Here is a 21,794-nt window from a genome sequence, read left to right as displayed (position 1 = left end):
AGCTTTACCATCTAAATAGGCAACCCCCATGAATATATCTGTTGAGCTAACCCTTTCTCCATTACAAGATAATTTTGAACCACCAATTATAGATTTCATCAAAAAATTAAGGGCTTCTGGATTAACTGTTTTGGAAAATCCTTTAAGTACCCAAGTGTATGGAGAATACGATGCAGTAATGGAGTTGCTGCATAATGAGATCAAAGAATCCTTTGAAAATTTGGATCATGTGGTGCTCACCATGAAATTGGTAAAATCCGACCGAAGCGAATATGAACCCCATTTTTGATTTTTTTATTGGTCCGTACGAGGATCGGGAACTTTCTTTGATCATTCTGGAGGCTACGGCCTTTTTCTTCGGAATCGCCAGTGTGATCTATGCCAAGCGGGAAGATATTTTGGTCTATCCCACAGGATTGGTCGCCACGGTGATTACTACCTATATTTTTTTAATGGACCACCTTTATGGTGATATGATGATGAACTTCTACTATTCCATAATGAGTATTTATGGCTGGTGGAACTGGGCTCGAAGAAAAGATAATAGAGAATGGGTTGTTCAAATAAATAGAACCACTTCGAAGGAAAAATGGGTTGGTTTTGGCTTTTTTATCCTTACCATGTTGGTCACATATGGTGTGTATAGAATTTTCGGTGCTGAAATAGGCCCAACCAACTATGTAGATATTTTTACTTCTGGGGTTTTCTTCACCGCCATGTGGTATATGGCCACTAAAAAATTGGAAAACTGGACGCTTTGGATCTTGGGTGATTTGATTACCGTACCTTTGTATGCCTATAGGGGATGGGGTATGTTTTCGTTACAATACCTCATTTTTACCATATTGGCTATTCAGGGATATTTAGCATGGAAGAAAAACTTGGTCAACAACCTTCAGACCTCATAAAAATTGTCCTTTTCGGACCAGAATCAACAGGAAAAACCACATTGTCCCAACAACTGGCGCAACATTACAATACCGAGTGGGTACCAGAATATGCAAGGGAATACCTTCAAGATAAATGGGATCGTGAGCAAAAAACATGCGAACCACACGATTTGGTTCCGATTGCATACGGACAAATGAAATTGGAAAATGAATTGACGAAAACTGCCAATCGGGTATTGATCTGTGATACAGATCTTTTGGAGACTAAAGTATATTCCGAGGCCTATTATAACAGTACTTGTGACCCTGTTTTGGAAAAGTATGCCTTGAAAAACACCTACGACCTCTATTTTTTAACCAATATAGATACGCCTTGGGTAGCAGATGACCTAAGGGACAAACCTGATGAACGTGAACGAATGTTTGCGTATTTCAAGGAAGCTTTGGAGAAAAATAACCGAAATTTTGTTACTTTAAAGGGAGATAAGGCCACTAGACTGGCAAAGGCAATAAAACACATAGATAAACTTCTCCAACAACATGATTGAATTGAGTCCTAAAGACTTGGAACAATTGGATTCCAAAGGTATTTCCAAGGAAAAAGTAATAAACCAAATTGAAACTTTTAAAGAAGGTATTCCCTTTGTAAACTTGGCACAAGCTGCCGTAGTCGGCAATGGAATTCTTCGTTTTTCAGAAAAGGAACATGACGAGCTCGTCAACTATTTTGAGACCCATCGAGGTTCACTTGACCTTTTAAAGTTTGTTCCCGCATCTGGGGCAGCATCCCGAATGTTCAAGGCAATGTTCAATTTTTTGGATGTATACGATCCTTCCAAAGAAAGCTTAGCGGATTATATTGACCGAACAGGTGATAAAGACGTGCAAAAGTTCACGGACCAAATGTCCAAGTTTCCTTTTTATAACTTAATCATGGAACGCATCATGGGCAAGGCTGCCAATAAAGATGAGGAAGCCTACCTTTTTGCCAAAGAAATGTTGGTGGAAAGCGGGTTGAATTACGGATTTTACCCGAAAGGACTATTGCCATTTCATAAATATGGCGATGATACCGCAACTCCATTTAAGGAGCATTTAAAAGAGGCCGTTCTGTATGCCAAAACGGATGGAAAGGCAAATTTGCATTTTACGGTTTCTGAGCAACATGATGAAATGTTCAGCGAGGAAGAAAATGCCGTGGCACCTAAAATTTCCGAAGAAACAGTTACCACATTTAATATTTCCTATTCCAACCAAAAACCTTCTACAGATACGATTGCGGTGGATATGGACAACCAACCTTTTAAAAACAGTGATGGTTCCATACTCTTTCGTCCTGGGGGTCATGGAGCATTGATTGAAAATCTGAACGATCAAGATGCTGATATCATATTCATAAAAAATATTGATAATGTAGTGGTCGATAAGAACTTGGAAACCGTTGCGAACAGCAAAAAAATGCTGGCTGGAGTCCTTAAAAAAGTTCAGGACAAAGCTTTTGGTTATGCTAAAATGTTAGAGGAAGGAGATGTTTCTGTTGATAAAGCAGACGAAATCAAATCCTTTTTAGAGCGCGAACTGAATGTTCGCATACCCAACAATTATGATGATTTGGGCGTAAACGAGCAAAAGGAAGTTTTAAAAGATAAACTTAATCGCCCTATTCGTATTTGCGGAATGGTTAAAAACGAAGGCGAACCTGGAGGAGGGCCATTTTGGATCAAGGATTCCGATGGAAATATTTCCCTTCAAATTATTGAGTCGGCTCAAATTGATGCCGATAATGCCGAACAAATGAGTATCCTTAAAAATTCAACCCACTTTAATCCTGTGGATTTGGTTTGCGGTGTTCGTGATTTTAAAGGAAACAAATACAATTTGCTCGACTTTGTGGATGTAAAACAAGGATTTATTACAGGGAAAACCCAAGAAGGAAAAGAACTTAAGGCTTTAGAACTACCTGGACTTTGGAATGGCGCTATGGCTTTTTGGAACACCATTTTTGTGGAGGTTCCATTGGTTACTTTTAACCCAGTTAAAACAGTTAACGACCTTTTAAAACCAACGCACCAAATCTAAGTTTTTATAAAAAGAATTTGAATCCGCTGTCTGCAAAGTCAGCGGATTTTTTTGTGCCCAAAGTGACCTTTTGCGATTGAAGGTGTCTAAACTATATATCGGACAATTGGCTTTTATGTTCAATTTGTCGGATACCACATTTGGATTTCGGCAATTCTGGCAATTGTCAAGATTTAGGTTGGTTGATTTGGTTAGAAAGCCGTACTAAACGTGCGGCTTTCTTATAACCGCGCATAAAAACGAAAAGAATGCTATTAAAAATAGTTTTGTTTTTCAATGTAATATCTGTCGCAATGGCAATCTATATGTTGATTTCATACTTAAAGGAAAAGAAAAACAAAAACAATGAAAATCGTTCGGATGATGCTATATGAACACTAACCAAAGTATTATCCTAAATGCCAAACTGTACCGTGGTCTTATTTCCTTGTGACCATTGATTGGCAACAATGAAAGGCTGCTTCGGCAGCCTTTCTTATTTAACTTCTAGACTTAAATTTTTCTCTTTTGTTATGAAAAATGAAAGCCGAGCATTACATTTGCGGCATCTCAAAGGGGTGCTTTACTATAGTGATAGGTGCTACGTAATTAGTTTTAAGTAAATATTTTTCTACTTAAAACTTAGAACTGAAAGCTTAAAACATAGATAAGGCTGAGATTATACCCAATGAACCTGGGCGGGTAATGCTGCCAAGGGAATGCGCAAGCCGCATCTTGGAATTTCTATGTTTCTTTAGAAACAAAATCAATTTACTAACGAGAATAATGACCCCTTTTATTCGTAACATTTTTACGAATGAAACTCTATTCAATTATTCAAGGCAAGTCCGCAGCCTTAAATTGCGGTACAATGCGACCGACAAAAAAAAGTAAGAACCATCGCATTAAAATCCTTTTTTCAACCTTAGCTTTTTCTGGACTGGCCCTTAATTTAAGTGCGCAGGAAACCGAAACGGATACTTTGGAGGGCAAAAAAGTAGTGCTCGATGAGGTTTTGGTACAAGCCATTCGGGTAACCAAAGAATTTCCGATTACTTTTTCCAATTTGGACAAAGAACAGCTTCGCTCCAGAAATTTGGGACAAGATGTGCCTATTCTAATGAATTTTATGCCAGCCGTAGTCACTACATCCGATGCAGGGGCAGGAGTGGGTTACACGGGAATTCGTGTACGTGGAAGCGATGCGACACGAGTGAACGTAACCATAAACGGAATCCCATATAATGATGCCGAATCGCAAGGGACATTTTGGGTAAATATGCCCGATTTTGCATCTTCTACCCAAAGTTTGCAATTGCAACGTGGTGTTGGAACTTCTACAAACGGAGCTGGAGCATTTGGGGCAAGTTTAAATATGCTTACGGATGCCTTTTCAGAAGAAGCCTATGCAAGGATTTCATCGTCAATCGGAAGTTTTAATACCCTTCGGAACAATGTGAAATTCAGTACGGGACTTTTGAACGACCATATTGAGTTTTCGGGAAGGTTGTCGAGAATTACTTCTGATGGTTATGTAGATCGTGCAAGTTCTGAATTGGACTCGTATTTTCTTCAAGGAGTGTATAAAGATGATAATACCTTGATCAAAGCTTTGCTTTTTGGTGGACATGAAATCACCTACCAAGCTTGGAACGGAATCACAGCCGAAGAGTTGGAAACCAACAGAACGTTCAACTCTGCAGGAATGTACACTGATGCCAATGGAAACACCCAGTTTTACGATAATGAAGTGGATAATTACAAGCAAGACCATTTTCAGCTGCACTGGAGTGAAACTTGGAGCCCTGAGTGGGATATGCACATAGCTTTGCACTACACCAAAGGACGGGGATTTTTTGAGCAGTATCGCGATGACGATGATTTTTCAACATACGGATTGGAGCCCATTACCGTAAATGGCGAATTGGTGGAAAATACCGATTTGATCAGAAGAAGATGGTTGGATAATGACTTTTATGGCACCGTGTTCTCAACAACATATACCAAAAAGAAGGTAAAGTTGATCATTGGTGGTGGTTACAACAAGTATGAAGGCGATCATTTTGGTGAAATCATCTGGGCACAATACGCCAGCAATAGCGAAATTCGAGATAGGTATTATGATGATACTTCAACCAAAACGGATTTTAATGTGTACACAAAGGTAAACTACCAATTGAACAACAAATGGTCTGTTTTTGGCGATTTGCAATATCGAAATGTGGGATATCAAGCCAATGGAGATGAAACAGGTTTGGTTGATGACACCTTTGATTTTTTCAATCCAAAAGCTGGGGTGACCTTTGATTTAAATCAAAACAACAACTTCTATTTCTCTTATGCTTTAGCAAATAGAGAACCCAACAGAAACGATTACGAAAGTGGGAGCCCAAAACCTGAAAAATTGAACGATTTTGAATTGGGTTGGCGTTATGTTTCACCAAGTTTTCAGTTGAACACTAATGTATACTACATGAAGTACAAAGATCAGTTGGTGCTCACAGGGGAATTGAACGATGTGGGTGCGCCATTGCGTGCCAATGTAGGTGATAGTTACCGTTTGGGATTGGAAGTGGATGCCAATATTAAATTATCTCGTGCTTTTAGTGTAAGACCGAACATTGCTTTGAGCGATAATAGGAATGTTGATTTTTATTTTCAACGTGATGGAACTCTTGAAAATTTAGGAAATACCCATATTGCTTATTCGCCGCAAATTGTTGCAGGTAATATTTTAGCTTTTCAACCCAAAGAAAATTTCCAATTGGCCTTGTTGACCAAGTTCGTTGGAGAGCAATACATGGGCAACATAGATTCTGAAAATTCCACCTTGGATAGTTATTCCCAAACAGATTTTAATGTGCAGTATGTCATCGAAACCAACTCGTTTGTGAAAAGTATTGTGTTATCAGGGTTAGTGAATAATATTTTCGATGCCGACATCGTATCCAACGGCTATTTTTACACCTATGATGATAGCTGGTCCAATCCAGGTGCAGTGTCCACTATTGAAGGAGCTGGATATTATCCACAAGCAGGAATCAACTTCCTGTTGGGCGCTACCATTAATTTCTAAAAGCTTAAATGGGATGCTGTATTTGAATACGGCATCCCATTTTTATTCTTTTTTAGTTGGAAATGATTACCGTATTTCCACTCTGCGTAGTGTTGTAAATAAGCAGGTCATAATAACGATTGCCATCATCTGGTCTATCCAATTGTTGTCCTGTAAACAAACTATACGTATACCCTTCACAACTGCATACCGCATTTTGTCCAGAAATGGTCATGGTGGAGCAATTGTTCGGTGCATGATTCGGACAACTGGCTTCCCAAGCAAGATAACTATTCCCGATATTCATTACAAAAGCACCTCTTGTGCCCACACCGTTATTGCCAATATAAACAGGATTTCCAATACTGTTGAGGTTGGCATAGAGCGGAAGATTCAAGTTGATCTCGAACCTAAAACTTACCTCTTGGAGGTAAGGATTTTGGTTATTTCTATCCGCACTGCATGCTGAAATAAGGGTCAAAACAAAAAGGCTCCAAATATGCTTCATTGAGTGTGTTTCTGAAGGTTATGCGAGCAAAGTTGAACAAAATTTACCTATATTTGCGTTAAATCCTCGCAAAAAACCATGCTGGATCATGGCTGTCGTAGAGGATTTTTTCTATTTGTAAGAACGAGTGCATTGGGGAAATTATTTTGATTTTCTTCGATGTTTCTATGCATTAAAAATTAAGGATATGAGCAATATATCTTACTATACACCTGAAGGATTAAAAAAATTAAAGGATGAGTTAAATCATCTTAAAGATGTTGAACGCCCCAAAGCCTCCCAGGCCATTGCCGAGGCAAGGGATAAAGGAGATCTTTCGGAAAATGCGGAATATGATGCCGCAAAAGAGGCCCAAGGACTTTTGGAAATGAAAATCTCCAAAATGGAAGAGACCTTGTCAAATGCCCGATTGATTGATGAATCACAATTGGATACCTCTAAAATCTTGGTGCTTTCCACGGTAAAATTGAAGAACAAAGCCAATGGCATGGAAATGAAGTATACCTTGGTAGCAGAAAGTGAGGCAAATCTAAAAACGGGAAAAATTTCAGTGACTTCTCCCATAGGAAAAGGTCTATTGGGAAAATCAGTTGGTGATGTTGCCGAGATCAAAGTTCCCAATGGTACCTTGAAATTCGATATTTTAGAGATTACAAGGGAATAAGAGCAAACAAAATTCTTATATTTAATCCCGTCTCAGCACGGGATTTTTTATTTAAACCAACTTACAATGCCTAGTATATTCACCAAGATTATCAACGGAGATATTCCTTGCTATAAAATAGCAGAGGATGAAGACAATTTTGCTTTTTTGGACATCAATCCCAACTCCAAAGGACATACACTTTGTGTTCCCAAAAAAGAGGTGGATAAGATTTTGGATATGGAAGAGGAAGCTTATATGAAACTCATGGCTTTTTCAAGAAAAGTGGGGTTAGCTTTGGAAAAAGCTGTTCCCTGCAAACGAGTTGGCATGACGGTTATTGGATTGGAGGTGCCTCACGTGCATGTACATTTGATACCGTTGCAAACTATGGCCAATGCCACATTTCAGCATAAAGAAAGTCTTACCCCTGAAGAGTTCGAAGAAGTGGCAGAGAAAATCAAATCTTTTATTGATTAAAGTGCTCCAAATAAAAATACACTCCAGCGGCAACCAAGCATAGCAATGCTATTAAAAGGATAAAAAACAGGGTGGTAAAACGTACCGATGGTCTATCGGGTTGTACCAGTTTGCTGTAATATTCGAAAACCCTTTCAATATCTTCGGTCCAATTGACAGGGTAAATGGTGGAATTGCAGGTTTTGCACTTGATTTCGTGGGTGACTTCACCCGTGGTTCTATGAAAGAACGCATTAAAGGTATGCTTTTGATAAAAGGTAAGTGATAGCTCTTGGTTAAAACATTCGGGGCAATTGTTAGTAATATCAGCTTCCTTTATTACGAGTTGTTTTTCCTTTGACATGGATTCAATTTTCTATTACTCTTAGGGAAATTTGCATGATAGTTCCTTCTTTACTTGACGAAAATACTTTAATTTTTCCGTTATGGTACTCCTCAATAATTCTTTTTACCAAGGAAAGTCCTAATCCCCAGCCTCTTTGTTTGGAGGTGACACCAGGGTTAAAAATGTTCTGAAAATCACTCTTGGCAATACCATGCCCTGTGTCGGAGATCATTATATGTATGTTTTGCCCCTTTTTTTCAATTTGTAGGGCAATATTGCCCTTACCTTTCATGGCATCAATTCCATTTTTCACTAAATTTTCAATACTCCAATTATAAAGTGGAGGGTTCAATAGTACTTTGGCATGCTCAACATTACTGCTGAATGAAAAATGGACCAGTTTGGAACTTCGTTGTTTCAGGTAATCGAAAGCTTTTTCAGTTTCGGAAACAATATCATGTTCTTTAAGCTCGGGAATAGATCCAATTTTTGAAAAACGTTCCGTAATCGTCTGCAAGCGATCTATATCTTTTCCAATTTCTTGGGTGACCTCTGGGTTAATGTTCTCAGTTTTCAACAATTCGTTCCAGCCTAAAAGTGAAGTCAAAGGGGTTCCAATTTGATGGGCCGTTTCCTTGGCCATTCCTGCCCAAAGTTTGTTTTGCTCCGATGCCTTGTTGGTCCTAAAAAAGAAGAAAATGACCGTTCCGAACAAAAATATGATCAACAAAAGAGCAAGTGGATAATATTTTAATTTGTTCAGCACTTCGGAGTTGCCATAATATAGGGTTTCCAAAAGTTCCTCTTCTTGAATGATCAAAATAGGTTCATTCTCATTTTTGAACTGGGCTATTTTTTTGCGGATATAAACACTGTCGTTAATCTTGTCTTCAGGAATGTTGTGGGTTTTGTAAGACCCTTCCTCGTTCACCAAAATCATAGGGGTGGAAGTGTTGTTTCCGAGGACTTTTAAAGTAAGGTTTCCCAATTCTTGGTCAACACTGGATTGAATCAATTCCAATTGGGCGGTCGCCCAAATCTCCATTTTTAAACGTTCCTCTTCCTTGAACTTTTTAAAAAAGCTATTGGTGTTCCAAAGAATCAAACTCACAATAACAAAAGCCGAAACCAGCATAACGATATTGGAAGCTTTCCTTTTAGGACTAAAGTTCATGGTAAGTGAAATTGTTATTAAAGATAACCGAAAATGGAAAACATGTTAATACTTAGTTTGAATAACGGCTAGTATTGGGTTTCATTTTGTGTACTTTTGAATTTCAACAAAAATTAACATTCATGGAAGTTCAGGGAAGAATCAAGATGATCGATGATACTAAAACTTATGGAAACAACGGTTTTAGAAAAAGAGAATTGGTGGTGACCACCGAGGAACAATATCCGCAACATATATTAGTAGAATTTGTTCAGGATAAATGCGATTTACTGAACAGCTACAGTGTTGGTCAAATGGTAAAGGTGAGCATTAACCTAAGAGGCAGGGAGTGGACCAATCCACAGGGCGAAACCAAATATTTCAATTCAATCCAAGGGTGGAGAATTGAGAGCTTGCAGCCAGAATCCAATACAAATGGAATGCCGCCCGTACCTCCAATGGAAGCCTTTGAGCCAGCTGATGATTTTAATGAAGAAGATCACGACGACCTTCCTTTTTAAGGAAAATCCAATATAAAAGATAGAAAATCTGGACTTTTGTTCCAGATTTTCTTGTTTTTGGGCCATTCCGTATTTTTATAAAAATTGCTCCATGGAAAATATGCCGCTCCATTTTTTAAGCAGTAGGTTGGAATTTCCACCCGTTAGTACCGCCAATGAGGATGGTCTATTGGCCGTGGGTGGCGATTTATCTCCAGCACGTTTAATGTTGGCCTATAAAAATGGAATTTTCCCATGGTTCAATGATGATTCCTTGATCTTATGGTGGAGTCCCGATCCACGAATGGTGCTTTTTCCCGAAAAGCTCAAAGTCTCCAAAAGTATGCGAAAGGTGATTCGAGACGAGCAATTTACCCTTACCCAAAACACGAATTTTGAAATGGTGATGGACTATTGCGCTAATGTGGATCGAAAGGGGCAGGAAGGTACTTGGATTACTCCTGAAATGAAGTCAGCTTATGTGGCGCTACACGAAAAAGGACAAGCAAAATCTTTTGAAGTTTGGAAGGACGATATTTTGGTGGGTGGACTTTATGGAGTGGACCTGGGTCATGTATTTTGTGGGGAGAGCATGTTCAGTTTGGAGCCCAATGCCTCCAAATTTGCCTTTATAAAAATGGTGCAGGAATTTGCAGAAAAAAACTATCAACTTATCGACTGCCAAGTGCATACTGACCATTTGGAAAGTCTTGGAGCCGAATTAATTTCTAGAGAAAAATTCTTGGCTATTTTACAGGGATAATTGGGCGCTGGTGTACAAAAAGAGCACATTTTCAGGAACAATTGCCGTGTAATCTTCCATTCGGTACTCCAATCCTAGTTGTAATTTCAAATTTTCGTCCAATTTCCATCCAAGATGAGAGGTCAATCGGACATCAAATTGAGGTTGGGTAGTTCTGGCAACGCTCCATAAATTCTCCACAGAACTCACAAAATAGGGTTCACCCACATCCAGTTTTTCACCCACCAAAGGAAAATCCATTGCAAAACGATAACGGAATCTAAATATGGTCAGTGAATTGGTTATGCGTTGCTCCGAACGTAAACGGTGTCCAAAACGAATAACATTGGGCGACTTGGTAAAATTATATTGCTGGGTAAAGCGCAATTCATTCTCCCTATCTTCAAAATTGTTTCGAAATCGGTATTGAAAACCCAAGGCCAAACTCTGATTGTCGGCTGTTTTCCAAGTTGAAAAATGGGCTACATCAATTTGTCTCGTTTTTAAGCGAAAGGAATCATCCGAAAAGGCATAGTTCCGATTGGCAATGGAAAAATTGTGGGAGTAAAATCCATTTATGGGATAATTCACTGCCACTTCAGGTTGCCAATAAGCCGTAAGATTGTCTTGAGCACTTGATAGTTTGCCAACCAACATCATCAACAAAGGGATAAACCATTTAGTAGAGTATGTGGTCATAATTAGGAGGGTAGGATTTGCGCAGGGTAATTAGTTTTCCGACAGAATTAAATAGAGCTTCATATGCTTGGAAACCCTTTTCTGTTTTGGCCGAAAAGATGATTTCATAGTTTATTTCTGGTAAAATAAGATTCTGAAAAGCCTTTCGAAGGGTTTCTTTTGGATTCTCATCTGTTAGAGTTGGATGCTGTTGCTGAATTTTTTTGACTCGGTATTTGTTGTGATTGGATTTCAGATAGTTTTCTATGGTCATCCAATTATCTTCTGGAATGTCTACCACATCGATTTCAAATTCTACATCCTCAAGTGTGCCTTGGGGATCAAACTCCACGCTATAATGCAATTTTCGCTTCTTGAATTTGACTTCAAAGCTTTGCTTTGTGCTATCAATCTCCTTGTAAAATCGAATTCGTCTGGCATTTTCAAGATGTGTTTCAAGTAAGGAATAGGCATTCTCTGGAAAATCTGCTTTATCGATTCGAGTTTCCTTTTCATACTTGTTTTGTGCACAAAAAAATTGTGTAATAAAGAGAGTGAAAATGAGAAGAAAGTTAAACTTCATGGTATCTAAAACAATTTACCTCGTGGTCGTTTACCATACCTGTGGCTTGCATATGGGCATAAATCACGGTACTGCCCACAAATTTAAAACCTCTTTTTTTTAGGTCCTTACTAATGGCATCAGAAATTGGAGTAGTTGCTGGTGCTTCTTTATAATTCTGAACGGCATTTTTGATGGGATTGTGATCTACGAAATCCCAAATGTATTTACTAAAACTTCCAAATTCTTTTTGAAGGGCCATAAAGGCTTGGGCATTGGAAACCGTAGCATGCACCTTTAATTTATTTCGGATAATTCCAGGATTTTGAAGCAGTTCTTCAATCTTGGATTGATTGTAATTGGCAATCCTTTGGTAATCGAAATGATCAAAGGCTTCCCTGAAATTTTCACGTTTTCGCAGGACCGTAATCCAGCTTAAACCTGCTTGAAAGGTCTCCAAAATCAAGAATTCGAATAAGGTAGCATCATCTTTAACTGGTACTCCCCATTCTTCATCATGGTATGCTTCATATAAAGGGTCACCTACGCACCAGCCACATCTATGTTTATCCATTTTTCACAAGAATTTAACCAAATGTAAAGGAAATAATAACAGTTAATTGAAAGTTAAAGAGTTAGTAAATGATAGTATTACTATTATATTCGCGAGAATTAAAATTAAAATATGGGATAATGGATATTTTAATGCAGTCGGTACGAATAGAGATTAATGAAAAACTTTACTTGAAAGACCCCGAATCATCGAGTTTGGGAAAGAAAATCGTAGAGGAAAGCATTCACATGATTGTTGAATTGGGTTTTGACCATTTTACTTTTAAAAAGTTAGGAGCCAAAATCAACTCAAATGAAAGTTCTATTTACCGCTATTTTGAGAACAAACAAAAACTTTTGTTGTATTTGGCCGCGTGGTATTGGGGCTGGATGGAATACAGAATGGTCTTTGCGACCCACAGTATTTCAGATTCCAAAGAAAAGCTCGAAAAGGCGATTGAGGTGCTCACTCAAAATGTAGAGGAGGACAATGCCTTTTCACATATTAACGAGATTGTGCTCAATCAACTGATCATTAATGAATATTCCAATTCCTATTTAGTAAAGGAAGTTTATAAAGAAAACAAGGGTAAAAAGGACGATTATTTTACCATTTGTAAACGTTTGGTGGCCAGATTGAGCGAGATGATCACCGCGGTAGACAAAAAGTATCCTTACCCCTTAAGTTTGGCAAGCACCATTGTAGAAGGGTCCTTGCACCAACATTTTTTAAAGGAACATTTCCCCACACTTACCAATTGTAACGATAAAATAAACCCAACTGACTTTTTCACGGATTTGATTTTCCGAACGCTAAACCAAAAAAATTAATGGCTAAAAAGGATATACTAACTGCATGGCAGCGACTTATAGATTTGTTGTCGCTGGATAAAAAGGACATTTTTCAAATTTTTTATTATGCCATCTTCGCTGGATTGGTGAACCTTTCCCTGCCTTTGGGAATTCAGGCGATTATCAACTTGATCCAAGGAGCCAGGGTGAGCACATCGTGGATTGTTTTGGTGATTTTGGTTACCACTGGTGTCGCCTTTGTGGGTGTGCTCCAGCTGATGCAGATCAGGATCATTGAAAATTTGCAGCAGAAGATTTTCACACGATCTTCCTTCGAATTCGCATATCGATTCCCAAAAATTAAAATGAGCGAGCTCAAAAATTACTATCCTCCCGAATTGGCGAACCGTTTTTTTGATACCCTCACAATACAAAAATCTTTGTCGAAAATCCTGATAGATTTTCCAGCAGCGTTTTTACAGATTGTTTTTGGTCTGTTGTTGCTTTCCTTCTATCACCCCTTCTTCATTATCTACGGATTGCTGTTGATTTTGTTGATCTACATCGTATTTAAGTTTACGGCGCAACGAGGATTGGATACCAGTTTGGAAGAGTCAAAAGTTAAGTACAAAGTAGCCCATTGGATCCAAGAAATCGCAAGATCAATTGTAAGCTTTAAACTTTCTGGAAAGACTTCACACGGAATCAATAAAAATGATGCCTTAGTTTCGGAATATCTCGACGCAAGGGAGGGACACTTTAGAGTTTTGGTGCTCCAATTTATTCAGATGATCGGTTTCAAGGTTTTGGTTACCGCAGGTTTGTTGTTGATTGGAGGTTTGTTAGTGCTTGATCAAGAAATGAATATTGGTCAGTTTGTTGCTGCCGAAATCATCATCCTTTTGGTGATCAACTCTGTTGAAAAAATGATTCTTGGGTTGGAGACTTTCTACGATTTGTTGACCTCTCTGGAAAAATTGGGTCAAGTTGTAGATAAAGAACTGGAACCACAAGGTGGTGAAACTCCTTTCCTTTCGGATAAAGGATTGGTGGTCGAGCTTCAAAATGTGGTTTATAAAGTGCCAGATCGGGACAAAAAAATCATTAATGACCTTTCTCTAACCATAAAACCAGGAAGCAACATACTCATTACAGGAAGGAATGGTTCAGGTAGGGCAACACTACTGCGATTAATCGCGGGAATTGTTAACCCCGACAACGGAAATATTTTTGTGAATAATGTATCATTGAGCGGAGTAAATCTTAGAGATTATAGATCAATTTTAGGGCATTGCTTAATAGAGGAAAATCCTTTTGAGGGCACCATTTTGGACAATATTACTTTCGGAAGAAAAGATTTGCCATTAGATGATGTGTACTGGGCATTGGATAAAGTGGGATTGACCCAATTTGTAAAGGAACAACCGCTCGGATTAAAAGCGATTTTGTATCCAGAAGGTAAAAAGATACCAGACTTTATAGCAAAGAAGGTTGTTTTGGCAAGAAGCATAGTTAATCGTCCAAAATTGATGATTCTTAAAGAGCCATTGGAGTTTTTTAATGAAGATGAACATGATGGATTAATGGATTTCTTAACGGACCCAGCCAATGGTTGGTCCTTGGTAGTGGTTAGTGAAAATCCAAAATGGAAGAGCCGTTTCAAGGAAGTTTATAGAATGGAGAACGGTCAATTGATCAACCTTAAATAATAGTCATGCTAAATATATCTTCAAATAATAAATTGAACGAGGAGGTGGACATTACCGTTTACAATGCGGGCAAAAAAGTATTCCACAAAAGGCATTACAAACAGTTCAACCGATTTTTGGCCGCGTTTTCCCTCATTGCCGTTATCATTCTGTTTTTTCCTTGGACACAGAATATTTCTGGTAGGGGTTATTTAACTACATTGACTCCAGACCAGCGACCACAGACTATTCAATCTCCTATTCCAGGTAGAATTGAAAAATGGTACGTGCGTGAGGGAGATTTTGTGGAAAAAGGGGATACCATCCTACATATTTCAGAGGTTAAGAGTGAATATTTCGACCCCGATTTGGTAGAACGGACAGGGCAACAGATCAAGGCGAAGTCCATGTCTGTTACCTCGTATCAAGAGAAAGTAAAAGCTTTGAACCAACAGATCAATGCGTTGACCACTGAACGAGGGCTGAAATTGGAACAGTCCAGAAACAAACTTATCCAATCTCGACTTAAAGTTAAGAGTGACAGTATTGATTTGGAAGCTGCCAAGACCAACATTTCCATTGCACAGCGTCAGTATGATCGGGTGGATCAACTATTGGCTGAGGGGTTAAAAGCGGTAACAGATCTCGAGGAAAAAAGATTAAAATTACAAGAAGCCCAAGCAAAGCTTATCAGCCAAGAAAACAAATTGTTGGCCAGTAAAAATGATGTGATCAATGCCCAGGTAGAGATCAATAGGGTGCAAGCGGAGTATACCGATAAAATTTCGAAAGCCCAAAGTGATTTGTATACGGCACAGTCGAATCAATACGATTCGGAGGCCCAGGTAACCAAATTGGAGAACCAATACGTGAACTACGAAATGAGGAACAGCCTTACCTATATCAAGGCGCCTCAAAGTGGGTATATCAACAGAGCTATAAAATCGGGTATTGGGGAGACCTTTAAAGAGGGTGCCCAGTTGGTGGGTATAATGCCTGCAAACTATGATATTGCCGTGGAAACTTATGTGGATCCCATCGATCTTCCGTTGATTCATGTGGGTGAGAAGATAAGAATCCAGTTCGACGGTTGGCCCTCTATCGTATTCAGTGGTTGGCCCAATGCCTCCTATGGAACATTTGGGGGCGAAGTTGTGGCCATTGAAACTTTCATTAGCCCAAATGGAAAATATAGAATCTTGATTTCCCCAGATGAAGAGGAAGCGGATTGGCCTAAAGATATTAGAGTGGGGTCAGGTGCCAGCACCATGGCCTTATTGGAAGATGTTCCAATTTGGTATGAAATCTGGCGACAACTTAATGGCTTCCCACCGAATTATTATCAACCTCAAAATACGAGTACAGATGCTGCTAAAAAATAGAGGAAACAGTATAATCTATGTGCTCTTTTTTATCATGGCCCTTCCTGTTTTTGGACAACAGGATAGTACCATCCTTGGTTTTAAGGAATATCTGGGCTATGTAAAAAAATACCATCCCATTGCCAAGCAGGCTCAATTGAACATTGCCATGGGGCAGGCCAATTTAATGAAGGCAAGAGGAGGATTTGACCCCAAAGTGGAGGTGGATTATGAGCGCAAGGAATTTAAGGACACCCAATATTGGGAGCGATTGAACACCACGTTTAAGATACCAACTTGGTTTGGAATTGAGCTTAAAGGAAACTATCAACAAAATGAAGGGTACTATCTGAACCCAGATGAGACTTTGCCCGAAGATGGATTGTACAGCGCAGGGGTAAGTATGTCTTTGCTTCAAGGATTTTGGGCCAATGAACGAATGGCAGCCCTTCGTAAGGCGAAATTTTTCAGGGAGCAGAGTAAGGCGGAGCAAGACCTTCAAGTGAATGAAATATTGTACAAGGCTTCATTGGCTTATTTTGATTGGCTTCAGGCTTATAAAGATGCCGATGTTTATAAAGATTTTCTGGAAAATGCCGAAATCAGGTTTAATGGGATAAAGGAAAGCGCCTTGGCTGGGGACATTGCAATGATTGATACGGTAGAGGCTAAAATTGCCGTGAACAATCGGGCATTGGGATTGGAACAGGCCAAGGTGAAACTGATGAAAAAATCGTTGGAGGTTTCCAATTATTTGTGGATAGAAGAAGTTCCCGTTGAGCTTCAACCTGGCGTTATGCCCGATATGGCTTCCGACATTCAAATTGACTCCACTTTAGAGATCGAAGGTGTTCCGTTGGATAGTTTTAGATTGGAGACACACCCTAAATTGCGTTCATTGGAATATAAAATTGAAGGATTGGGTGTCGATAAAAGGTTGAAGGCAAACAAGCTACTTCCAAAATTGGATGTGGAGTATAATTTTATCACAGAAACACCAGACTTTATCAATTCCTATGTCTTTGAAAATTATAAGGGAGGAGTAGCGTTTCAGTTGCCATTGTTTTTGCGTAAAGAGCGAGGCGATTTAAAACTCGCCAAGTTCAAACTGCGCGATGCCGAATTTGAGCGCGATAATGCCCAAGTGGAAATTCAGAATAAGGTAATTGCCATTTATAACGAATTGGATTCCTATACAGAGCAAAATAGGCTCATCTACAATATAGTTCGAGATTATACCACAATGTTGGATGCAGAGGAAAGAAAATTCAGTTTTGGGGAAAGTTCATTGTTCCTGATCAATTCAAGGGAAAGTAAACTTATCGACGCCTATTTAAAGCAGAACGAAATGCAAAACAAGTTTTTCCACACCAAGGCCAATCTGTTTAAAAGTTTAGCCATCAATCCAGAAAATCTATAAAATCCGCTTTTGTAAGGTTTCTAAAGTTAGTGCTACCAATGTGACTAATGTCACTAAATAGAAAATAGAGGAGGTTTACCTTTGACAAAATTATTTTTATGGAAGTATTAGAAAGCAGACTCGAATTAGCACAAGAATACATAGCTAAGGGTATGGACTACGACCAATATAGAGCAATGGTTGATGCTTATACTGAGCAGGGAAAATCAACAGGTCCAGAACAATCCGAAGCTAGAATTGAATACACAAAGCTAAACCAACGCAGAATGAAACGTTGGGACAAAACTTTCAAAATTTCCGTAGCTAATTTGAATGCATTGGCTCAATCTACCACAAAACTTACTTTTTTGGCGATTACCGAAAGTTGGTGTGGCGATGCAGCGGCCAGTCTTCCTATCATCAATAAAATTGCCGAGGCCAGCCCTAATATTTCTTTTAAAGTAGTGTTGCGAGATGAAAGTCTGGATTTAATGGAGGCCTTTTTAACCAATGGCACCATGTCCATCCCCAAATTGATCATTATCAACGAGGATGCACATGAGGTTGTTGGAGAGTGGGGTCCAAGACCTAGTATTGCCACTCAAATGGTTCAAGCTTGTAAAGCAGAACACGGTAAACTAACTGAAGCGTTTAAACAAGATCTTCAGTTGTGGTACAACAAAAATAAGGGTGAAAATATCCTGACCGATATTTTGGGATTACTTACCTTGGAATAGATAGGTAATCGTTCCAATCTGCTCATTTCTGGAACTTGAATTGAAACGCGCCTTTAAGGCATAGGTAATGGCATTGTCGACCAAGCACCCATTGGCTGTGGTAGAACTTTTATCGTTAAAATTGGCATCAGTCACATAGCCATTGGAATCTACAGAAATGTTGATGACCACTTTACCTCCTTCAATACAAGTGTAAATGGGTGGTGGCAATTCGTAAGCATTACGTTCCACTAAAGAATAGGAAATGGAGGTGCGTTTATCCTTTAAGTAATTGGTGAATTCCTCTTTTTTGGCATCGCGCTCACCAAGCTGCTCTTTCTTCTGATCTCTATCTTCACGCAATTTTTTCAATTGCTCTTCAAATCCAGCATCGTTGGCATATTCTCCAGTTTCACTGCTCAAGGCTCTTTCTTCCATAAGCTCCTCAAGTGTTTTCAATGGTTCTGGATTGCCAATGGAAGGTTTTGCAGTTTCGTTGAGGGCCATATGGCTTTTTATGGGGTCGCTATTGGCGGCCAATTCCTCCAATTGCTTTTCTTCTTCTTTAAGAAGTTCTTCAATATCTTCATCGGCCAAGCTCATCTCAATAACATACTCATCCTCTTGCACGCCACCTAAATGGATGTTGAACAAGACCAACACCACTATTGACATGGAGAAGAAGGTGATCAAAAGAGATAACTGACTTCTAGTTAAGTTCATGGTGTATGTATAACCGTTTTTTTTCAAAAATATTTTGACCTAATGGACAAGATTTCGGGTTTCTAACCCAAATTTTCTTTGAAAACCATTGGGCTTGTAGCATTATCTACGTTAAAATCACCTATTTTGGTTCTTCTGAGGGCGGATAAATAGGCTCCTGAATCCAAAGCTTTTCCAAAATCGTGGGCCAATGAACGAATATAAGTGCCCTTACTGCACACAACCCTGAAATCTACGTCAGGGAACTCAATTCGCGTGATTTCAAATTCAGAAATCTCTATTTTTCTTGATTTTATCTCCACCTCTTTGCCTTCGCGTGCCAATTCATACAAACGTTTTCCATCTTTTTTAAGGGCTGAAAATACAGGGGGGACTTGGTCAATTTCGCCTAAAAATTGTTCGGTTGCAGTTTGAATAGCTTCATCGGTAATATGTTCAGTTGGAAAAGTCTCGTTGATTTCCGTTTCCATATCGTAGGAGGGGCGGGTAGCTCCAAGGGTAATGGTACCTGTGTATTCCTTTACTTGACCTTGGAGTTCAGGAATTTTTTTGGTGAATTTCCCTGTGCAGATGATCAATAGACCCGTAGCCAAAGGATCCAAGGTTCCAGCATGGCCAATCTTAACTTTCTTAAGCTGGAATTTTTTGCGGATGGCCCATTTTAAAGCATTCACCGCCTGAAACGAACTCCATTCCAGCGGTTTGTCAATTAACAGGATTTGACCGTTTAAAAAATCTTCTTTGGTGTTCAAGGATATTTGGGTTTGCGGCAAAGGTAAAAATCTATCCCCAAATGCTCCAAGCAAGGGCGATAAGTCCCACAATCAAACAATAAATTGCAAAATAGGTAAGCTTGCTTTGGCGTACCAATTTGATCATCCAAGTACAAGCAGCAAGACCTGCAACAAAAGCAGCGATAAATCCTGCGCCCATGGCCACAGCTTGATCTCCGTGGAAATTGATGTCACCTCCCATTAAATCTTTGGCTACTTTTCCAAGGATTAATGGAACTACCATCAAAAATGAAAAACGGGCCGATTTCGTTTTGTCAACTCCTAAAAGTACGGCTGCAGAAATGGTTGCTCCACTTCGGGAAATTCCAGGCAAAATGGCAACAGCTTGTGCCATTCCGATAACAAAAGCACTTCGGAACGATACACCTTTGTCGGTAGTTTTGGCCAAATCGGCCAAATACAATAAAAATGCAGTGATGATAAGCATGATACCTACGATGACAATGGCACCATCAAAAAACACTTCAATAAAATCATTCAGAAAAAGCCCGACCAATGCAGCGGGAATCATGGAAATAATAATTTTCAAAGAAAATTGGGTTTCCTCGTTCCATTTAAATTGAAACAATCCTTTAAATATTTCTAGGATATCCTTTCTAAAAACCACAATAGTACTCAATGCCGTAGCAAAGTGAAGAATCACGGTAAACAATAGGCTTTCTTCAGGAACGGCCTGTGCACCCAAAATGGCTTTTCCCAATTCTAAATGACCGCTGGAAGAAACAGGTAAAAATTCGGTCAATCCTTGGATGATTCCGAGGATTATAGCATCAATTAATTCCAAATTACTCCTTGTTTTTCTTGTTTGGGTTCAACAATATGGCATACACTTGAATGCCAAGGCCAATTAAAATCAAAGTGGGAGCAAGACGAATTCTCCTAAAATTATAGATCTCTGGATTAAAAACGTTGGGATCGTCACTTCCGCCACCGCTCATCAAAATAAATCCAAGGGCTATAAAAGCAATTCCTATAAATAGGAACAGGTAATTTTTCTTCTGGAAAACAAACTCCTTGTTGGGTTGTTGGTTGTTTTTGTTTTTCTTGCTCATGCCGCAAATTTAAAGAAAAGATTCACAAAATGAACCTGTTGTATAATGTATAACAGATGTTGTCTAGAGTCCAACAGCGAAGCGGTCCAATATCAAGCATCTAATAGTAAAGATCGTCCGTTCTGAGGTTTAGGAAACGTTGGGTAGCAAAGTGGGTGCTGGCCCACGATATGACAACGCCCAAACCAAATATTCCTGCAAACAGAACGATAAGAACAATATAATCTTGTATTAAGTTGAGTTCGGGGAAGTTTTTGTCGATATAATACACCAAAATACCCAAACCAATCAATGCCACGACCGCTCCAAGCATTCCCAATTTTATGTTCGTCCAAATAAAAGGTCTTCGAATAAAGGTCTTGGTCGCTCCCACCATTTGCATGGTTTTGATGATAAATCGTTTGGAATAAATGGACAGTCGAATGGAACTGTTGATTAACAAAACTGCAATTGCCATAAATACTGCGCTGGCCACCAAAATCCAAAGGCTGATTTTTCGTGCATTGTTGTTGAGCAGTGAAATCAGGGGTTTGTCATAGCTCACTTCATCCACATATGTTTTAGAGGCAATGTCTGCAGCTATGGTGTCAATTTGTTCGGGAGAAACAAAATCTGCCTTTAGGTGCACATCGATGGCATTTTTAAGTGGGTTGTACCCCAAAAATTCCACAAAATTCTCCCCAATATCCTCGCTGTACTGCTCGGCTGCATCCTCTTTCGAAATATAATCTGCCGATTTGGTGTATTCGGCCAAGGCCAAGCTTTTTTGCAATTGGTCAATTTCGACCAATTTGGCATTGTCTTTTAAGAATACCGATATGGTGATCTGTTCCTTAAAATGGTCGCCCAATTTTTTGGTGTTGAGCACCAAAAGGCCCAAAACACCCAACAAGAATAGCACCAAGGCTATGCTCAGGGCAACGGAAAAGTAGGAGGAAATGAGTTTTCTTCGCTGGTATCGTTCAATATATTGACTCATAAAGTGGAATCGGTACGTAAAAATAGAAAAGTAAATCGTATTTGGGGGATTAAACCTATTTTTGCACTCGAAAATAGATTTAGAATTATGTCATTTCGAGTCCTTTAAAAGGGCGAGAAATCTCATTCTTTTGTTTGAAGACAT

Annotated in this window: 25 protein-coding genes; 14 read left to right on the top strand and 11 right to left on the bottom strand. The window is 39.1% G+C overall.

Annotated elements, in window-relative coordinates; all coding sequences use genetic code 11:
• Positions 1–28 precede the first annotated feature (28 nt).
• The 5 genes from BLQ18_RS01340 (at position 29) to BLQ18_RS01320 (ending at position 6,024) form a co-directional block, all read left to right on the top strand.
• Positions 29–289, top strand: a complete 261-nt coding sequence (locus tag BLQ18_RS01340) for a thiamine-binding protein (protein WP_090291899.1) — start codon at positions 29–31, stop codon at positions 287–289.
• Positions 273–908, top strand: a complete 636-nt coding sequence (gene pnuC, locus BLQ18_RS01335; RefSeq protein ID WP_090291897.1) for a nicotinamide riboside transporter PnuC — start codon at positions 273–275, stop codon at positions 906–908. The genes BLQ18_RS01340 and pnuC overlap by 17 nt, the downstream gene beginning before the upstream one ends.
• Positions 869–1,438, top strand: coding sequence for an AAA family ATPase (locus BLQ18_RS01330; RefSeq protein WP_090291895.1), 570 nt, complete (start codon positions 869–871; stop codon positions 1,436–1,438). The genes pnuC and BLQ18_RS01330 overlap by 40 nt, the downstream gene beginning before the upstream one ends.
• On the top strand, positions 1,431–2,969 hold the full coding sequence (locus BLQ18_RS01325; RefSeq protein ID WP_090291893.1) for a DUF4301 family protein: 1,539 nt from the start codon (positions 1,431–1,433) through the stop codon (positions 2,967–2,969). Before BLQ18_RS01330 ends, BLQ18_RS01325 begins: the two co-directional genes overlap by 8 nt.
• Before the next feature lie 850 nt (positions 2,970–3,819).
• The gene (locus tag BLQ18_RS01320) at positions 3,820–6,024 is read left to right on the top strand and encodes a TonB-dependent receptor (protein WP_175443698.1); all 2,205 of its coding nucleotides are present in this window, start codon (positions 3,820–3,822) and stop codon (positions 6,022–6,024) included.
• A gap of 52 nt (positions 6,025–6,076) precedes the next feature.
• Here BLQ18_RS01320 and BLQ18_RS01315 read toward each other — a convergent pair whose 3' ends face one another.
• Positions 6,077–6,511, bottom strand: a complete 435-nt coding sequence (locus tag BLQ18_RS01315) for a Rieske (2Fe-2S) protein (protein WP_090291889.1) — start codon at positions 6,509–6,511, stop codon at positions 6,077–6,079.
• A gap of 187 nt (positions 6,512–6,698) precedes the next feature.
• Here BLQ18_RS01315 and greA point away from each other — a divergent pair, with 187 nt between their 5' ends.
• Both greA and BLQ18_RS01305 read left to right on the top strand, forming a co-directional pair.
• Positions 6,699–7,175, top strand: coding sequence for a transcription elongation factor GreA (gene greA / locus BLQ18_RS01310; protein ID WP_090293622.1), 477 nt, complete (start codon positions 6,699–6,701; stop codon positions 7,173–7,175).
• 66 nt (positions 7,176–7,241) lie between these two features.
• On the top strand, positions 7,242–7,634 hold the full coding sequence (locus BLQ18_RS01305) for an HIT family protein (protein ID WP_090291887.1): 393 nt from the start codon (positions 7,242–7,244) through the stop codon (positions 7,632–7,634).
• Here the strand turns inward: BLQ18_RS01305 and BLQ18_RS01300 are convergent.
• Both BLQ18_RS01300 and BLQ18_RS01295 read right to left on the bottom strand, forming a co-directional pair.
• Positions 7,624–7,977, bottom strand: a complete 354-nt coding sequence (locus tag BLQ18_RS01300) for a hypothetical protein (RefSeq protein WP_090291885.1) — start codon at positions 7,975–7,977, stop codon at positions 7,624–7,626. The two genes, BLQ18_RS01305 and BLQ18_RS01300, sit on opposite strands and share 11 nt — an antisense overlap.
• A 4-nt stretch (positions 7,978–7,981) precedes the next feature.
• Entirely contained in the window at positions 7,982–9,133 is a 1,152-nt protein-coding gene (locus BLQ18_RS01295; protein WP_090291883.1) for a sensor histidine kinase, read from the bottom strand.
• A 122-nt stretch (positions 9,134–9,255) separates the two neighbouring features.
• On the opposite strand from BLQ18_RS01295, the gene BLQ18_RS01290 reads away from it, so the two are divergent.
• A complete protein-coding gene (locus BLQ18_RS01290) occupies positions 9,256–9,633 on the top strand; it encodes a DUF3127 domain-containing protein (protein WP_090291881.1) in 378 nt (125 codons plus the stop codon).
• Positions 9,634–9,724: 91 nt separating this feature from the next.
• Positions 9,725–10,375: a leucyl/phenylalanyl-tRNA--protein transferase gene (gene aat / locus BLQ18_RS01285; protein ID WP_090291879.1), complete on the top strand. Its 651-nt coding sequence runs from the start codon at positions 9,725–9,727 to the stop codon at positions 10,373–10,375.
• Here aat and BLQ18_RS01280 read toward each other — a convergent pair.
• From BLQ18_RS01280 to BLQ18_RS01270, 3 genes are read right to left on the bottom strand one after another with little or no spacing between them, the layout of a single operon-like run.
• Positions 10,364–11,053 (bottom strand): DUF2490 domain-containing protein, encoded by a 690-nt coding sequence (locus tag BLQ18_RS01280; protein ID WP_090291877.1) that lies wholly within the window; start codon positions 11,051–11,053, stop codon positions 10,364–10,366. The two genes, aat and BLQ18_RS01280, sit on opposite strands and share 12 nt — an antisense overlap.
• Complete coding sequence (locus BLQ18_RS01275; RefSeq protein WP_090291875.1) at positions 11,034–11,615, bottom strand: hypothetical protein; 582 nt, start codon at positions 11,613–11,615, stop codon at positions 11,034–11,036. Before BLQ18_RS01275 ends, BLQ18_RS01280 begins: the two co-directional genes overlap by 20 nt.
• Positions 11,605–12,168, bottom strand: coding sequence for a DNA-3-methyladenine glycosylase I (locus tag BLQ18_RS01270; RefSeq protein ID WP_090291873.1), 564 nt, complete (start codon positions 12,166–12,168; stop codon positions 11,605–11,607). Before BLQ18_RS01270 ends, BLQ18_RS01275 begins: the two co-directional genes overlap by 11 nt.
• A gap of 119 nt (positions 12,169–12,287) precedes the next feature.
• On the opposite strand from BLQ18_RS01270, the gene BLQ18_RS01265 reads away from it, so the two are divergent.
• The 5 genes from BLQ18_RS01265 (at position 12,288) to BLQ18_RS01245 (ending at position 18,123) form a co-directional block, all read left to right on the top strand.
• On the top strand, positions 12,288–12,977 hold the full coding sequence (locus tag BLQ18_RS01265) for a TetR/AcrR family transcriptional regulator (protein ID WP_090291871.1): 690 nt from the start codon (positions 12,288–12,290) through the stop codon (positions 12,975–12,977).
• Complete coding sequence (locus tag BLQ18_RS01260) at positions 12,977–14,647, top strand: peptidase domain-containing ABC transporter (RefSeq protein ID WP_090291870.1); 1,671 nt, start codon at positions 12,977–12,979, stop codon at positions 14,645–14,647. The genes BLQ18_RS01265 and BLQ18_RS01260 overlap by 1 nt, the downstream gene beginning before the upstream one ends.
• 5 nt (positions 14,648–14,652) lie before the next feature.
• Positions 14,653–16,008 carry an HlyD family secretion protein gene (locus BLQ18_RS01255; protein WP_090291868.1) on the top strand — a complete coding sequence of 452 codons (1,356 nt, stop codon included), beginning with the start codon at positions 14,653–14,655 and terminating at the stop codon, positions 16,006–16,008.
• Positions 15,992–17,407: a TolC family protein gene (locus BLQ18_RS01250; RefSeq protein WP_090291866.1), complete on the top strand. Its 1,416-nt coding sequence runs from the start codon at positions 15,992–15,994 to the stop codon at positions 17,405–17,407. The genes BLQ18_RS01255 and BLQ18_RS01250 overlap by 17 nt, the downstream gene beginning before the upstream one ends.
• Positions 17,408–17,505: 98 nt before the next feature.
• Complete coding sequence (locus BLQ18_RS01245) at positions 17,506–18,123, top strand: thioredoxin family protein (protein WP_090291865.1); 618 nt, start codon at positions 17,506–17,508, stop codon at positions 18,121–18,123.
• Here BLQ18_RS01245 and BLQ18_RS01240 read toward each other — a convergent pair.
• The 5 genes from BLQ18_RS01240 to BLQ18_RS01220 all read right to left on the bottom strand — a co-directional run bounded on the left by BLQ18_RS01240 (position 18,106) and on the right by BLQ18_RS01220 (position 21,650).
• Positions 18,106–18,825 (bottom strand): hypothetical protein, encoded by a 720-nt coding sequence (locus tag BLQ18_RS01240; RefSeq protein WP_090291863.1) that lies wholly within the window; start codon positions 18,823–18,825, stop codon positions 18,106–18,108. The genes BLQ18_RS01245 and BLQ18_RS01240 overlap by 18 nt on opposite strands.
• Before the next feature lie 62 nt (positions 18,826–18,887).
• Positions 18,888–19,577 (bottom strand): tRNA pseudouridine(55) synthase TruB, encoded by a 690-nt coding sequence (gene truB / locus BLQ18_RS01235; protein WP_090293621.1) that lies wholly within the window; start codon positions 19,575–19,577, stop codon positions 18,888–18,890.
• Between the two features lie 31 nt (positions 19,578–19,608).
• Positions 19,609–20,403, bottom strand: coding sequence for an undecaprenyl-diphosphate phosphatase (locus BLQ18_RS01230; protein WP_090291862.1), 795 nt, complete (start codon positions 20,401–20,403; stop codon positions 19,609–19,611).
• Position 20,404: 1 nt separating this feature from the next.
• Positions 20,405–20,671 carry a DUF3098 domain-containing protein gene (locus tag BLQ18_RS01225; protein WP_090291860.1) on the bottom strand — a complete coding sequence of 89 codons (267 nt, stop codon included), beginning with the start codon at positions 20,669–20,671 and terminating at the stop codon, positions 20,405–20,407.
• A gap of 100 nt (positions 20,672–20,771) precedes the next feature.
• On the bottom strand, positions 20,772–21,650 hold the full coding sequence (locus BLQ18_RS01220) for a cell division protein FtsX (protein WP_090291858.1): 879 nt from the start codon (positions 21,648–21,650) through the stop codon (positions 20,772–20,774).
• Between the last annotated feature and the right edge of the window lie 144 nt (positions 21,651–21,794).

The sequence above is a fragment of the Flagellimonas zhangzhouensis genome (assembly GCF_900102925.1).
In the GTDB taxonomy this organism is placed as follows: Bacteria; Bacteroidota; Bacteroidia; order Flavobacteriales; family Flavobacteriaceae; genus Flagellimonas; species Flagellimonas zhangzhouensis.
The sequence above is the reverse complement of the archived record's forward strand: the minus strand, read 5'-3'. Positions and strand labels throughout refer to the sequence as shown.

Excerpts from the sequence above, each read along its gene's own strand:
- BLQ18_RS01340 (WP_090291899.1), top strand. The coding sequence starts at position 29 with ATGAATATATCTGTTGAGCTAACCCTTTCTCCATTACAAGATAATTTT.
- pnuC (WP_090291897.1), top strand. The coding sequence starts at position 273 with ATGAACCCCATTTTTGATTTTTTTATTGGTCCGTACGAGGATCGGGAA.
- BLQ18_RS01330 (WP_090291895.1), top strand. The coding sequence starts at position 869 with ATGGAAGAAAAACTTGGTCAACAACCTTCAGACCTCATAAAAATTGTC.
- BLQ18_RS01325 (WP_090291893.1), top strand. The coding sequence starts at position 1,431 with ATGATTGAATTGAGTCCTAAAGACTTGGAACAATTGGATTCCAAAGGT.
- BLQ18_RS01320 (WP_175443698.1), top strand. The coding sequence starts at position 3,820 with ATGCGACCGACAAAAAAAAGTAAGAACCATCGCATTAAAATCCTTTTT.
- BLQ18_RS01315 (WP_090291889.1), bottom strand. The coding sequence starts at position 6,511 with ATGAAGCATATTTGGAGCCTTTTTGTTTTGACCCTTATTTCAGCATGC.
- greA (WP_090293622.1), top strand. The coding sequence starts at position 6,699 with ATGAGCAATATATCTTACTATACACCTGAAGGATTAAAAAAATTAAAG.
- BLQ18_RS01305 (WP_090291887.1), top strand. The coding sequence starts at position 7,242 with ATGCCTAGTATATTCACCAAGATTATCAACGGAGATATTCCTTGCTAT.
- BLQ18_RS01300 (WP_090291885.1), bottom strand. The coding sequence starts at position 7,977 with ATGTCAAAGGAAAAACAACTCGTAATAAAGGAAGCTGATATTACTAAC.
- BLQ18_RS01295 (WP_090291883.1), bottom strand. The coding sequence starts at position 9,133 with ATGAACTTTAGTCCTAAAAGGAAAGCTTCCAATATCGTTATGCTGGTT.
- BLQ18_RS01290 (WP_090291881.1), top strand. The coding sequence starts at position 9,256 with ATGGAAGTTCAGGGAAGAATCAAGATGATCGATGATACTAAAACTTAT.
- aat (WP_090291879.1), top strand. The coding sequence starts at position 9,725 with ATGGAAAATATGCCGCTCCATTTTTTAAGCAGTAGGTTGGAATTTCCA.
- BLQ18_RS01280 (WP_090291877.1), bottom strand. The coding sequence starts at position 11,053 with ATGACCACATACTCTACTAAATGGTTTATCCCTTTGTTGATGATGTTG.
- BLQ18_RS01275 (WP_090291875.1), bottom strand. The coding sequence starts at position 11,615 with ATGAAGTTTAACTTTCTTCTCATTTTCACTCTCTTTATTACACAATTT.
- BLQ18_RS01270 (WP_090291873.1), bottom strand. The coding sequence starts at position 12,168 with ATGGATAAACATAGATGTGGCTGGTGCGTAGGTGACCCTTTATATGAA.
- BLQ18_RS01265 (WP_090291871.1), top strand. The coding sequence starts at position 12,288 with ATGGATATTTTAATGCAGTCGGTACGAATAGAGATTAATGAAAAACTT.
- BLQ18_RS01260 (WP_090291870.1), top strand. The coding sequence starts at position 12,977 with ATGGCTAAAAAGGATATACTAACTGCATGGCAGCGACTTATAGATTTG.
- BLQ18_RS01255 (WP_090291868.1), top strand. The coding sequence starts at position 14,653 with ATGCTAAATATATCTTCAAATAATAAATTGAACGAGGAGGTGGACATT.
- BLQ18_RS01250 (WP_090291866.1), top strand. The coding sequence starts at position 15,992 with ATGCTGCTAAAAAATAGAGGAAACAGTATAATCTATGTGCTCTTTTTT.
- BLQ18_RS01245 (WP_090291865.1), top strand. The coding sequence starts at position 17,506 with ATGGAAGTATTAGAAAGCAGACTCGAATTAGCACAAGAATACATAGCT.
- BLQ18_RS01240 (WP_090291863.1), bottom strand. The coding sequence starts at position 18,825 with ATGAACTTAACTAGAAGTCAGTTATCTCTTTTGATCACCTTCTTCTCC.
- BLQ18_RS01225 (WP_090291860.1), bottom strand. The coding sequence starts at position 20,671 with ATGAGCAAGAAAAACAAAAACAACCAACAACCCAACAAGGAGTTTGTT.
- BLQ18_RS01220 (WP_090291858.1), bottom strand. The coding sequence starts at position 21,650 with ATGAGTCAATATATTGAACGATACCAGCGAAGAAAACTCATTTCCTCC.